The sequence below is a fragment of the Rhodospirillales bacterium genome (assembly GCA_016710335.1).
Classification (GTDB): Bacteria; Pseudomonadota; Alphaproteobacteria; order Rhodospirillales; family Defluviicoccaceae; genus JADJXQ01.
The window spans coordinates 359,340-371,817 of sequence record JADJXQ010000004.1 but is presented as its reverse complement, the minus strand read 5'-3'; the positions used below and the strand labels follow the sequence as shown (position 1 = coordinate 371,817).

At 64.2% G+C, this 12,478-nt stretch carries 11 protein-coding genes and 2 pseudogenes; 6 read left to right on the top strand and 7 right to left on the bottom strand.

The window, feature by feature from the left end; all coding sequences use genetic code 11:
• Positions 1 to 92 precede the first annotated feature (92 nt).
• From IPM60_09395 to IPM60_09380, 4 genes are all read right to left on the bottom strand, one after another.
• The gene (locus IPM60_09395; GenBank protein MBK8908105.1) at positions 93 to 548 is read right to left on the bottom strand and encodes a hypothetical protein; all 456 of its coding nucleotides are present in this window, start codon (positions 546 to 548) and stop codon (positions 93 to 95) included.
• Between the two features lie 481 nt (positions 549 to 1,029).
• Entirely contained in the window at positions 1,030 to 1,215 is a 186-nt protein-coding gene (locus IPM60_09390; protein MBK8908104.1) for a hypothetical protein, read from the bottom strand.
• A 16-nt stretch (positions 1,216 to 1,231) separates the two neighbouring features.
• Positions 1,232 to 1,663 (bottom strand): type II toxin-antitoxin system VapC family toxin, encoded by a 432-nt coding sequence (locus IPM60_09385; protein ID MBK8908103.1) that lies wholly within the window; start codon positions 1,661 to 1,663, stop codon positions 1,232 to 1,234.
• Positions 1,664 to 1,677: 14 nt separating this feature from the next.
• The gene (locus IPM60_09380; protein MBK8908102.1) at positions 1,678 to 1,917 is read right to left on the bottom strand and encodes a type II toxin-antitoxin system prevent-host-death family antitoxin; all 240 of its coding nucleotides are present in this window, start codon (positions 1,915 to 1,917) and stop codon (positions 1,678 to 1,680) included.
• 215 nt (positions 1,918 to 2,132) lie between these two features.
• Here IPM60_09380 and IPM60_09375 point away from each other — a divergent pair, with 215 nt between their 5' ends.
• On the top strand, positions 2,133 to 2,591 hold the full coding sequence (locus IPM60_09375) for a transposase (GenBank protein ID MBK8908101.1): 459 nt from the start codon (positions 2,133 to 2,135) through the stop codon (positions 2,589 to 2,591).
• 62 nt (positions 2,592 to 2,653) lie between these two features.
• Here the strand turns inward: IPM60_09375 and ppk2 are convergent, their stop codons facing one another.
• Positions 2,654 to 3,505, bottom strand: coding sequence for a polyphosphate kinase 2 (gene ppk2, locus IPM60_09370; GenBank protein MBK8908100.1), 852 nt, complete (start codon positions 3,503 to 3,505; stop codon positions 2,654 to 2,656).
• A 246-nt stretch (positions 3,506 to 3,751) separates the two neighbouring features.
• A complete protein-coding gene (locus IPM60_09365) occupies positions 3,752 to 4,495 on the bottom strand; it encodes a GDSL family lipase (protein ID MBK8908099.1) in 744 nt (247 codons plus the stop codon).
• Positions 4,496 to 4,743: 248 nt separating this feature from the next.
• Here IPM60_09365 and IPM60_09360 point away from each other — a divergent pair, with 248 nt between their 5' ends.
• The 5 genes and pseudogenes from IPM60_09360 (at position 4,744) to IPM60_09340 (ending at position 9,595) form a co-directional block, all read left to right on the top strand.
• A complete protein-coding gene (locus IPM60_09360) occupies positions 4,744 to 5,472 on the top strand; it encodes an esterase family protein (protein ID MBK8908098.1) in 729 nt (242 codons plus the stop codon).
• A gap of 300 nt (positions 5,473 to 5,772) precedes the next feature.
• Positions 5,773 to 6,861, top strand: coding sequence for a hypothetical protein (locus tag IPM60_09355; GenBank protein ID MBK8908097.1), 1,089 nt, complete (start codon positions 5,773 to 5,775; stop codon positions 6,859 to 6,861).
• Positions 6,862 to 6,981: 120 nt separating this feature from the next.
• Positions 6,982 to 7,128, top strand: a pseudogene (locus IPM60_09350) (transposase).
• A 200-nt stretch (positions 7,129 to 7,328) separates the two neighbouring features.
• Complete coding sequence (locus IPM60_09345) at positions 7,329 to 7,676, top strand: N-acetyltransferase (protein MBK8908096.1); 348 nt, start codon at positions 7,329 to 7,331, stop codon at positions 7,674 to 7,676.
• A gap of 277 nt (positions 7,677 to 7,953) precedes the next feature.
• Positions 7,954 to 9,595, top strand: a pseudogene (locus IPM60_09340) (transposase).
• A gap of 242 nt (positions 9,596 to 9,837) precedes the next feature.
• Here IPM60_09340 and ligD read toward each other — a convergent pair.
• On the bottom strand, positions 9,838 to 12,477 hold the full coding sequence (gene ligD, locus IPM60_09335) for a DNA ligase D (protein MBK8908095.1): 2,640 nt from the start codon (positions 12,475 to 12,477) through the stop codon (positions 9,838 to 9,840).
• Between the last annotated feature and the right edge of the window lies 1 nt (position 12,478).

Sequence of the window (12,478 nt, the reverse complement as noted above, 5' to 3'; positions counted from 1 at the left end):
AGCGCGCCTACAGGCTGCAGCCCGATGGCTTTTTTGCGGATGTGTATCTGCAGATGTCGTATCGACGAAATCGGCTAAGATACTGTTCTCACCTACTTTGGTGCCGAAGAGAGTTTTTGTCGGACCAAAGGATACTTTCTGCCAAGAGCTGTGAAACTTGGGGGCGTGAACGTGACGGCCCCAATATTCCAGTCGTATCCGGCGCCGAGGCTGTGCTTCGCACTGGAGGTGAGATTGGCGCTCAGAACCTGGAAATCAGAACTGGTGCCAGCGGCGAATGGTTGCTCAAACGGAAGATAATCCGGCAACTGCGTATGTGTCAAAACAGAATAATTGAGATCTGCTTTGCTGTTCTCCTGCGTTTCAGTGCCCGCGAAGACACCTATCTTGGCACCACCGAAAGCGATTTTCGCGTTCGCACCAAGATCTTTCGATATCGCGGAAATGGTCAACAGGTCCTTGCGTCCGCCTACGCCGCTACCCACGGCCGCAACGGTGACGTCGTCAGCTCTAAAATTCAGAACGGCTGGTGTCTCGATGATCGACATTTTTTAGCTCCCCCCAAGACGCTAGTGAACCGACTTCTTTCATGACTTTCGCCGTGCGCGCGAACATCATCGCATGATATTAGACCCGTATGAGTTATGCCGCAAGTGCACATGAACAGGATGTCGCTCAAACGAGGTATGTCCGGCGCAGGCGCCAGATGATTAGTCACTTTTACAGCGGCTCCAGGAATGGGGGGCTGTTGAGCGACAACCATCTTGTCCGGCGCCGTCAGCCAAGTTGGCCGCTGGCTCCAGTCGGAGGCCGGGCGTAGCCCGGCTGGAGTCTGGAGCCAGCGGCGCGATTGTCTTCCCCGGGGATGAAGGCGTAGGTGCTGGCCGCTGCGGGCCGATACGAGCGGGATCTCTGTCACCGAAACGGAGGTCCCCTCGTGCCGGGCAAACCCGTCACCGACCAGCAAGAGAATCTACATGCAAGACCGTCATCGTCATAGCCAACGCGTTGCCGCTGCCCGGGCTGGGTTCAGCGAGCGCACCCGGACGCCGGATCGAGACCGATCCGCGCCTTCCCTCCCAGCGCCAGCCCGAGCGCGGCCGCACCGTCCCCGATCCGCTCGAGGCGGTCTGGGAGCCGGTGTTGCTGCCGATCCTCGAGAACGATCCCATCATGAACCGGCAAATCCGGTGGCAATAAGAGCTTGGTGTTCATCTACCCATCATCCTTGCTACGCGATCCCTGCGCTGACCTGAACGCCCAATAACTGCCCTGCCCGCAATAGAGCCTTGTCCAAACTGAGCATCGCCTCGGCTCCGTGGTTCTTGGCTATCGCCAGGTGCAGGGCGTCGCCGGCTCTCAGGCCGGTCTCGTAGCGGCCGAGATACTCCTTGGCGAGATCGAAGTCGCTACCGTTTGGCGGGATGACAGCGAAGGATTCCTCGACCATCGACTCGAACCGCGCGTTTGCCTCACGTGCGGCCTCCGCACTCAAACCACCCATGCGGACTTCACGGGCGAGCAACGAGGAAAACTCGACCCGCGTCCAGTGGCTCACGGCCATGCCGCGTGCCTGCGCATCCTGGAAAAATTCAGCGATGGGCTCGCTGGTCGCCTCGGGCAGTATGAGGGGAACAAGGAAGCTGGTGTCGAAATAGAGCATTTGCCGATCTTGCCTCACAGCCCCTCATCGCGCGCTTCGCGCAGAAGCTCGGCTGAGGGCCGCCGCAGCCTGGGCATTGTGGCACGAAATTCCGCTAGTTCCTGGAGCCGCAGCTGCTTCTTGGGACGGGTCGCCGGCGACATATGCGCGACCGCCCGGCCGCGACGAGTGATCACCACGTCCTCGCCAGCTTCCACTTTGTCGAGGAGTTCGCTCAAGTGCGCTTTCGCCTGCGCCAGACTGACCGTGACCATGGCGTCCTCATGTGGTCATGAAAATGGTCACAAGATAGCGCGCAGCAGCCGCTTTGGCTATAGGGTCGCTGGGAGCGGCAATGGGACAACGGCTCAGCGAGCGGAGCGTTGCCGCTATTGGACGTCCCCCTCCATGAAGACTTCCTCCTCAGAGAGGACATGGTCGATCAAACCTCCGAGCTGTGCATTGGTAACGGCGCTTCGCTGCCAAGTACGTGAAGAAGTACTCGAAGGCGGTCGAATGCCTGACCAAGGACCGCGAGCCGCTGCTCGCCTTCTACGACTTCCCCGCCGAGCACTGGGTCCACTTGCGCACCGGGAGTCCCGTCGAGAGCGTTGTTGCGGCGGCGCGCCACAGCAGGGTCCGCACCAAGGGCTGCCTGTCCCACGGCACCGCCATGGTCGTGGTCTTCAAGCTGATCACCGCGGCAGTGCGAACCCGCCGCAAGCGCAAAGGCAGCAACCAGCTGCCGCAAATCATCGAAGGCGTCAAATCCACCGACGGAACCGAGGTAACCGAAACTGATCAACACGCCGCCACCTGGTCACCCCTCGCCCGAAATCGGGCATGGCTCTGCTCAAGGCGCCGCGATCCCTTGCCATTCAGGTCTCGGCGTCGACCTGAGGTGCCTGGCAATTGGCGTGAAATGCCGACCGCCGTCAGTAGGGCGTGACGGCGGACCATGCAGAAGTTGAACGCCGCTTGCGCCCTGGTCTTGACATCCGCGCGATAGCGTCAGTAGGGACCGGAGATGACGTGGCCGGCGCCTAACCCCTCCTTGGCATCCTTCGGCCCGGGCTGCGCCTTGGGCAACTTCGGCAGCTCCGGCGGGACCTTCTCGTAGGGGATCCGGCTCAGCATGTGGTGGATCAGGTTGAGCCGCGCCCGCCGCTTATCATCGGCCGGAACCACGTACCACGGCGCCTCGGGGGTGTCGGTCGCCTCCAGCATGCGCTGGTAGGCAATCGTGTAGTCCCACCAGCGACGGACCGATTCCGTGTCCATCGGGCTCAACTTCCAGTGCTTGACCGGATCGGTGAGCCGCGCCTTGAAGCGGCGGCGCTGCTCGTCCTGGCTGACCTGGAGGAAATACTTCAAGAGGATGATCCCGTTGCGGACCATTTCGCGCTCGAACGTCGGGGCGAGCCTGAGAAACGCCGCGGTCTGCTCCTCGGTGCAGAAGCCCATCACCCGCTCCACCCCGGCGCGGTTGTACCATGATCGGTCGAACAGGATGATCTCGCCGGCCGCCGGGAAATGGGCCATGTAGCGCTGGATGTAGAGCTGGGTCTTCTCACGGTCCGACGGCGCCGGCAACGCCACATGGTGGAACACCCGAGGGCTCGTGCGGGCCGTAATCCGGCTGATCACGCCGCCCTTGCCGGCGGTATCGCGGCCCTCGAAAACGACGATGACGCGGGCGCCGCTCGCCACCGTCCACGCCTGCAGGCGAGTCAGCTCGACCTGGAGCTGGTAGAGCGCCTTCTCGAATTCCTTGCGGCGCATCTTGGTCGCCGCATGTGCCTCTGCACTCTCGCTGTCGTCCTCGCCGGCGTCCTTGTCTTCGCGCTGCTTGTGCTTTGTCATAGCCCCGTCCTCAGCGTTCCCTGCGTGCGCCACTATGTCGATAGAATAAAGGTCCGACAAGAGGGAGAACTCGAAATGGCGCTCGTGACCCGACTTTGAAACGGCGATGAATAACTCATGGCGCATTCTCGGCGCGGGCGCGCGGTTCGGCTGATTGATGCTTTTGCGCGATCAGCAAGCTCGGCGCCAGCCTGCACATCGCCACCACCGCTTCGTCAAGAAGGGGGACAGATTGCGCTTTGATCCTCAGGTGCTAACGGGCTGCGGTGAGGTCAGGGCTTCGGGCATCGGCGCCTGCATCGGCGCCTGTGCGCTCGTGGGTGGAGACGACCTCAAGTTACCGTGCGCGCGCTCCATGTCGATCAGATACTCGGACAGCGTCCTGCCAAGAACACGGTAGCCTTTCCTGTTCATGTGCAGCGGGTCTTCGGTGTAGTAAGCGAGGAACGGCTCGATCCCCCGGCCAACCATGCGCCGCATGATATCGAGGTAACGGACATCGGGCGCGTTACGAAGCTCCCGTTCAATGATGCGGTTGGTATAGGCGATGCGGTGCATGATCGCAAAGCGGGCCGGGCTGATCTTTATCGACACGTAGGCCATCGGCACGTCGCCGAGCGTCTCGCGCTTGCGAGCGATGAACGAGCGAAGCCGCGCGAGCACCGTCTCCGGTTGCCCGCCGTCGCCCAGATCGTTGTCGCCGGCGTAAAGAATGACGATGCGCGGCGCGAAAGGGACCACCAGGCGGTCGAAGTACTCTACGCAATCGGCCAAAGTTGCTCCGCCGAAGCCGTGATTGAGCAGGTTGTAGCCGGGCAAGTACGCCTGCACGTCATTCCAGAGGGTAAACGATGAGCTGCCGTAGAGCATGATCGGGTTGCGCACGTCGCGCCGTGCCCGGCTGCGTCGCTCGAGTTCACTAACCTCCTGATCAAACCACTCAGGCATGGCACGGCCTGCCACGCCGCGCATATGCGGCGCCGTCATCATGCGGCGCACCGGCCTCGTGATCCGCCGACACCAAGCGATCGGCATAGCCCAAGTTCCGGCAATCATTTCTCATTCGCAGCCGCCGCCTCCAAGCGCAAAGGCTAATTCTATAATGAAATTTTCACCGACTCCAGCATCTCTTGTTCTTTTGCTTTTTATACTGCCGTGATAAGAAATTGTTCGTTAACTGCGGCATGAGCTTACTTGAAAAGTTTCTGCAATACTATAGACATCTGCGTGTCTCCATCATGAAACGAGACTATCACAAATGGTACTGCCAGGGACTTGGCCGCGACATGGAGCTCCTGGTGTTCGGGCATGCCGGCGCCCGTGTGCTGTCCTTTCCCACGCGCTGCGGGCGCTTCTACGACTACGAGAACATGGGAATGGTGGAAGCGCTCAGGCACAAGTTGGAGCAGGGATGGATCCAATTGATCTGTGTCGACGGCATCGACCATGAAACATTCTATTGCAACTGGTGCAACCCGCGCGACCGCGTCCGGCGCCATGTCACGTACGAGTCATACATCCTGAACGAAGTTCTGCCGTTGTCTCAGACGCTCAACGACAATCCGTTCATCACGGCTCTCGGCTGCAGCTTCGGGGCCTATCACGCGGCCAACATCGCCTTTCGCCACCCGCACCGCTTCGACCGGCTGGTGGCGATGAGCGGCCGCTACGACCTCACGCAGGCTCCGGACGGCTTCCGTGATCTTCTCGACGGCTATTATGACGAAGACGTGTACTTCAACATGCCCAATCACTACCTCGCCAACATCGGCGACAACGGCGCGCTGGAGCCGATCCGTCGCCTCGACATCAAGCTGATCATTGGTGAGTACGATCCGTTCCTCGGCGACAATCGCAGGCTCAGCGAAACACTGCGGAGCAAGGGCGTCTCGCACACTCTCAACGTGTGGAACGGCCGCGCCCACGGCTACCGGCGCTGGCGCGAAATGATTGGCTGGTTCGTCTGACGGACGGCTTACGCGACGGGCGCCCGCCTGAAACCCGAAGACGTGGATAGGCGCGCGCGACGGCTGTGAATAGCTGTGAAGAAAGGACTACTTGCAATCAGGGTGGCGACGAGTAGAGACGAGCCGCCGCTATGGAGACTTGCAAGCGGTATTATATGTTGCGATTCGCTCCATGAAGGACATCGACCAAGGCAATGCCGACGATACATATGTCGTCAACGAGCCGAAGCAGGGCAAGTACATCGTCACCGCGTTGCGGCACGGCGGCCACCATGATCTCGATACATCAGATCACTCCAAGTGAAGAACGAGCGGTCGCGGGCGTTCATCGGGGATACGCGCAATGACGAAAACCTCATCGTCAGCCAGCTTCACCTTGCCTTCCTGCGCTTCCACAACAACGTGGCGGATTGGGTGAAGGTGCACGAGGAACGCACCGTCGAGGACGCGCAGCTCTTCGAGCGCGCCCGCGACCTCGTGCGCTGGCACTACCAGTGGCTCACCATCCACGACTTTCTGAAGACGATCACGCTGGACGGCATCGTCGATAAGATTTTGTTCGACGGCCCGAAGCTCTATGCCAAGCGCGAGGGGCAGCTCTACATGCCGCTCGAACACTCGGTCGCCGCGTTCCGCTTCGGCCACAGCATGGTTCGCGGCGTCTACGACTTCAACCGCAACTTCGGACGGGACTTCGAGAATCCGGAACTCAAGGGACGCATCCTCCCCAACTCCCCCTTCTCTCTGCTCTTCCAGTTCACCGGCAATGGCAGCCCGAATCCGTTCCTGGGGCAAGCCGAGGTGCTGCCGTCCTCGTGGATCATCGAGTGGGACCGCTTCGTGGACCGAGGCAGCGCATTTCCGGACCACTTTGCCCGCAGGATCGACACCCTCCTCGCCCCGCCGCTGCTCGATATGGTCAACGAAGGCAACGATCCCAAGCTGCCGGAGCACATCCGGCAGCTCTTGAAGCAGCTGGCGCGGCGAAACCTCTTGCGGGGCTATCTCCTGAGCATTCCGACCGGGCAGGCGATCGCAGAGAAGATCGGCGCCCGCCCGCTCACCGCGGACGAGCTGCGGCCGAGCAACCGTCCCGCACTCGCTGAAGCACTCGAGCAGGGCGGCTTCCTTGAGCGGACACCCCTTTGGTACTACGTGCTGCGCGAGGCCGAGGTGCGCGCCAACGGCAACTCGCTGGGTGAGGTCGGCAGCCGGATCATCTGTGATACGATCATCGGGCTCGTCGTCAACGATCCGCGCTCCTACCTGAACCAGCCAGACGGCTGGGACCCTTCGAAGGGCGTGCGGCTGAGGAATGGCGATCCGATCGTCACCATCGCCGACATGCTGCGCTTCGCAGGCGTGCTGCCGGAGCCGGTTCAACCCTGAGCATGTCACGGCGCCGCACCCTCTTCCGCTCGGGAGAGCGTGCGAGCCACCGGCGCTGGAGCAGACGCTGGTTGCGTGCGATGCCGCCGCCGCGCTCATTACCTATGCGGCCCATTCCCCCCGCCGGGGCGGTGCTTCCGGATGCACATGGCCGGCTACTTCGAGGGTTTCGGCTCCGAGCGCGGGATCGAGTGGCGCTGCGCGGACTCGCTCTCGCTCCGGGACTTTCTGCGTCATGAGGCGACCGCGCGGGCGCCGGATCGTTCCTGCACCGTTACTGAAAATGCCGTCGACATGCTTATTGAAGTTCGCGAGAGCGTGCGAAGCGACTGGCCCTCGATCGGGGCACTCTAACCGGCGGCATTTCCCAATGAAGATCTATTGCCGCTCGTGGGAAAGTTGTTGAAGGAAGAATCGGGCGCCCTCTCGCTTGGCTTCGTGCTTCTTTGACACTCGCAGGACACGCCATGTTTACGACATGTGCGGTTCCCGAATGCACTGACAAGGTCGCCCTCCTGGGGCCATTGGCTGTCACCTCTGACCGGCAGAGGCAGGGTGTCGGAACAGCGCTGGTCTACGCTGGCCTCGAAAGGCTGGAGCATGACGGCGCAGCTCGGGTCTACGTGCTTGGTGACCCCGGCTACTATGGGCGCTTTGGTTTCGTGCCAGAGGCGGATGTCGACCCACCATATACGCTGGCTTCGGAGTGGCGCTTCGCTTGGCAGTCGAAGCGCCTTCGCGCCTTCGGGTCGGTTTGTCAGGGAACGCTCTCCGTACCGCGAGCATGGCTTCAGCCAAACCTGTGGGCTCCTTGAGACAGTTGGCTGCCTATGCGCTTGGAATATACCCGCCGGTACCGAACCTAAACCTCCTCGGACCAACCCTGGGCTGTATGGAGCACCCGGAGGATCTCGAACACCTCGCCCTTGACTGAACTTGAACAGTGGTGTGGGAACGGGGCGGGAACATTGTATTGCAAGCCATTGATTTCCCGTCTTTGGACTTCGAAACGCCCAAGCCTGTAGTGGAACATTTTCGACGATATGGCGTTTTCAGTTGATGTTTTCAGGATTTTCGAGAACAACATCCGGCATGTTCGTGCGTGAGAAGACAGCCCGGGGTCATCGCTACCTGTATCTGGTGGAGAGCATCCGCGAGGGCGACCGGGTTCGGCAGCAGATCGTCCGCGCGTTGGGGCGCAAGGATGCGTTGGCGGCGAGCGGTGAGCTGGACCGGCTGATCGCCTCGCTGGCCAAGGCATTCCGAGCGGGCGATGATCCTCTCCGACATGGAAGCCGGGCGGATCGCCTGCACCCGGATCGGCGGGCCGTTGTTGTTTGGCCGGCTGTGGGATCGACTGGCCATTCCTGAGGTTCTGGCCGATCTCCTGGATGGCCGCGGCTTCGGCTTCGACGTCGAGCGCGCGGTGTTCGTCGCCGTTCTGCACCGCCTGTTCGTCTCCGGCTCGGATCGGTCTTGCGAGACATGGATGGCGGACTACGCCATCCCCGGCGCAGCCGAGTTGCAGCTGCACCATTTCTACCGCGCGATGGCGTGGCTGGGCGAGGAGAGCGAACCGGCGGCCGAGGGCGCGCTTGCACCCCGGTGCGTCGAGGACCGGATCGAGGAGCAGTTGTTCGAGCGCCGGCGGAATCTGTTCAGCGAGCTGTCGCTGGTGTTCATGGACACCACCCCTCTGTCGTTCCACGGCGCCGGCGGCGAGACCTCAGCGCCCATGGCCATTTCCGGGACCACCGCCCGGACCTCAAGCAGATGGTGCTGGCGGTGATGGACGGCGAGGGACGGCCGCTGTGCACCGAGATGCTGCCCGGCAACACCGCCGACGTCACCGTGCTGCTGCCGATCAGCGGACCGGCTGCGCGAGCGCTTCATGGTGGGCGGGTGGCGTCGTCGCCGATCGCGGCGTGGTGTGCGGCGACGATCGAAGCTCTGGAGGAGCGCAAGCTGGAGTACGTCCTCGGAGCGCGCGGGCGCTCGAGCCGGCTGATCCGCGAGGTCGTGCCAAGGACGAGGCTCCCTTCACCCCACTGGTGATCGAGCGGGTCCGTGGCGAAACCCAACTCTTCGTCAAGGAGGTCAGGGCCGAGGGCGTCCGCTACATCGTCTGCCGCAACGAGGCCGAGGCCGAGAAGGACCGCGCCGACCGCCAGGCGATCGTGACTGCCCTCGAGCAGCAGCTGCGACGCGGCGACAAGGCGCTGATCGGCAACTCCGCCTATCGTCGCTATCTGCGCCGGGTGCAAAGCGAGGGCGGCCGGAGCGAGCCCGCCTTCGAGATCGACCCTGGCAAGCTCGCCGACGAGGCCCGCTACGACGGCATTTCCGTCCTGCGCACCAATGCCCGCATCACCCCGCTGCAGGCGGTGCTGCGCTACCGAGACCTCATCCAGGTCGAGGACCTGTTTCGCCGGGCCAAGGCGATCCTTCGCACCCGGCCATCTATCATTCCTCCGATGCCGCCATCCGCGGCCACGTGTTCTGCTCGTTCCTCGCCCTCGTACTCCAGAAGGAGCTGGCCGACCGCTGCCGCGCCGCCGGGTTGGCCGTCGAATGGGAGAGGCTCCTGCGCGACCTCGATCGGCTGCAGGAAGCCACCATCGACAAGGACGGAAAGCGCATCACCACTCGCACCGCCGTCACCGGACAAGTCGGACGTGTCTTCCAGGCCGCAGGCGTCGCCCTGCCGCCCAACCTGCGCGAACACCCCGCCTGACCCCTTCCGTCCCCTCACAACCCCGAAATGTGGTGCAAACACCCGACGCCGCCGACGTAACTCGCTGACGTGAAACAATCTTTCCAAAGCCACTGTTCAACTTGGGCTTGACGAGGTGACGCCTTCGCCGAGGAGACTTGCAAGCCGGAATGCGCCGTCGATCTCGACACCGGCATCGTCACGGTCGCGATCAAGGTCAGGAAGCAACAGTTAGCGCGCGGGGGTTGAAGCGCTGTTAATGGTTACCGGGCACGCTCGTCCGGCAGGGACTGGTGGGTGGTTGTGAGTTCGGCCCAGGGGTCCTGGAAGCTGCGGGTTAGGCGGCGGGGGGTGTCGGGGACGGTGAAGCGGGCGCCGGTTCCCAGGGCATCCAGTTCGGACCAGGCGACTGGCATGGAGACGGGGGCGTTGGGGCGGGCGCGGGGGGAATAGGGGGCGACGGCGGTCGAGCCGCGGCGGTTGCGGAAATGGTCGATGAATATGCGGCCCGTCCGGGCGCGCTTCGACATGGTGGCGGTGTAGCGTTGCGGGCTGTCTTTGGCCATGGCTTTGGCGAGGCCGGCGGTGAAGGCGGCGACCTCCTCCCAGGTGTGGCGCGGCTCCAGCGGGAACTGGACGTGCAGGCCCTTGCCGCCGGTGGTCTTGACGAAGCTCGCGAGGCCGATCGCCCGCAGGCGCTCGCGAAGCTCGCGGGCGGCGGCGACCACCGCCGGCCACGCCAGGCCCTCGTCGGGGTCGAGGTCGAAAATCACCATGTCCGGGTTGTCGAGACTGCCGGCGCGGGAGCCCCACGGGTGGATCTCGAGCACGCCGTGCTGGATCAGCACCACCAGGTCGCGGACGCTTGCGGCCAGCACCATCTCTTCTTTCTTTTTTCCGGGGGCCGACACCGTGACCCGCTGCAGGTCGTCGAGGAAGCCCGGCTGCGGATGCTTCTGAAAGAAGCACTTCTCCTCGGAGCCGGAGGGGCAGCGGACCAGGCTGAGGGGGCGGCCAGCGATGTGGGGCAGCATGCTTTCGCCGACCGCAGCCATGTACTCGGCGAGGCCGCGCTTAGTCACCCCCTGGTCCGGATAGACGATGCGGTCCGCATGGGTCAGCGCGACGCCGGCGACGCGGTCGTCCGTCGTCTTACGCGGCTGTCGCTCCGGGGCGGGCGACGGGGGGCTGGCGGCGGCTTGCGGCGCATTGCTGGTCACCTCCCGCACCACGTCTTGCGGCGGCTTATCGTTGCGGAGGCCCATGAAGGCGGCATGGCGGATGCGCCCGTCCCGGGTCCAGGCCGCGAACTCGACCTCGCAGACCAGCGCCGGCTCCACCCAGACCGCCCCGCGGGCAGCGTCCGCGGGCACGTCGGCGAACGGCGGGGCGGCGCGCTCAACCTCCCTCAGGCGTTGCCGCAGGTCCCGGGCCTGGGCGGCGCTGAAGCCGGTGCCGACCTTTCCGGCGTAGACCAAGCGGCCGGGGTCCTGGTCGTCGTGGTAGCCGAGGAGCAGCGAGCCGACGCTGTTGGGCGACGCCGTGGAAGCCATCAGGCCGCCGATGACGAACTCCTGGCGCTCGATACACTTGCTCTTGCGCCAGTCCTTGCCGCGCCCCGACCGGTACGGCGCGCTCTTCAGCTTGGACACCACCCCTTCCAGCGCCAATTGGCAGGCGCTCTGCAGGACGGCCGGGCCGCGCCCGTCGAGATGCTCCGACAACAGCATCGTCGCCTCGTCGGGGCCGAGGCCGGCGATCAGCGCAGCGAGGGCTTCCTTGCGGGCGAGCAGCGGCGCTTTCCTGAGATCGTTGCCGTCGAGGTACAACAGATCGAAGGCGTAGAAGCGGATCGGGTGGTCGGCCTCGCCCGCGAGCACCGCCTGCAGGGCCCCGAAGTTGGAGATCCCGGCGTCGTCGATCACCACCGCCTCGCCGTCGAGGATGGCGGTGTCGACGGCGAGGCGCTTGGCGGCGGCCTCGATGTGCGGGAAGCGGTCGCTCCAGTCATGGCCGTTGCGGGTCGAGAGCGTGACGGCGCCGCGCTCGATGCGGACCTGCAGGCGGTAGCCGTCGAACTTGATCTCGTGCAGCCAGCCGTCCCCTGCCGGCGCCTTGGCGGACAGCGTCGCCAGTTGCGGCAGGATGAAACTCGGCAGGGGGGCCGGCTCGCCGATCCCCTGCCCCGCCGTCTCCGCCGGCGCGGCTCCTTCGATGGCCGCGCTCGTCTCGGCAGCGCCGTCGTTGTCCCTCGCTTCGGCGCGGCCGCGCCACACCCGGTCGGTGTCGGCGGCGATCTCCGCCATGGTGCGGCCGCTGACGACGCTGGTGAGTGCGTCCCGCACCAGCGCCTCTCCGTCACCAGGCCGCGCCGCATCGTCCCGATGTTTCCGCAGCAGCCAGCGGTCCTGGCGGTCGCTGTTGTCGCCGGAGCGGACCAGCATCCATGAGCCTTTGAGGCGCTCGCCGTTGAAGCTGAATTTCAGCCGGCCCCGCTGGTAGGCCTTGAGCGGGTCGTCGTCCTGCGGCTCCCAGGCGCCGCGGTCCCAGATCATGACGGTGCCGCCGCCATACTCGCCTTTCGGGATGATGCCCTCGAAGTCACCGTAGTCCATGGGATGGTCCTCGACATGCACCGCAAGGCGTACGTCGGCAGGATCGAGGCTGGGCCCGCGCGGCACCGCCCAGCTCTTGTAGACTCCGTCCACGGCGAGGCGGAGGTCGTAGTGCAGCCGCCGCGCCGCGTGTTTGTGGACGACGAAGCGGTTGGCGCCGCCGGCGTCGGGCGTCGATAGGCCTGCCGGTTCCGCCGTGCGGTCGAAGCGGCGCTTCTCGCGGTACCGGCGCAGCGGCTCGGTTACGGGCGGCGGCGGATCGGGCGCTTTGCCGGCAGACCTCGCCATC

Coding starts and splice junctions, on each gene's coding strand:
- IPM60_09345 (MBK8908096.1), top strand. CDS start 7,329: ATGTTTACGACATGTGCGGTTCCCGAATGCACTGACAAGGTCGCCCTC.
- IPM60_09385 (MBK8908103.1), bottom strand. CDS start 1,663: ATGCTCTATTTCGACACCAGCTTCCTTGTTCCCCTCATACTGCCCGAG.
- IPM60_09380 (MBK8908102.1), bottom strand. CDS start 1,917: ATGGTCACGGTCAGTCTGGCGCAGGCGAAAGCGCACTTGAGCGAACTC.
- ligD (MBK8908095.1), bottom strand. CDS start 12,477: ATGGCGAGGTCTGCCGGCAAAGCGCCCGATCCGCCGCCGCCCGTAACC.
- IPM60_09395 (MBK8908105.1), bottom strand. CDS start 548: ATGTCGATCATCGAGACACCAGCCGTTCTGAATTTTAGAGCTGACGAC.
- ppk2 (MBK8908100.1), bottom strand. CDS start 3,505: ATGACAAAGCACAAGCAGCGCGAAGACAAGGACGCCGGCGAGGACGAC.
- IPM60_09390 (MBK8908104.1), bottom strand. CDS start 1,215: ATGAACACCAAGCTCTTATTGCCACCGGATTTGCCGGTTCATGATGGG.
- IPM60_09365 (MBK8908099.1), bottom strand. CDS start 4,495: ATGATGACGGCGCCGCATATGCGCGGCGTGGCAGGCCGTGCCATGCCT.
- IPM60_09360 (MBK8908098.1), top strand. CDS start 4,744: ATGAAACGAGACTATCACAAATGGTACTGCCAGGGACTTGGCCGCGAC.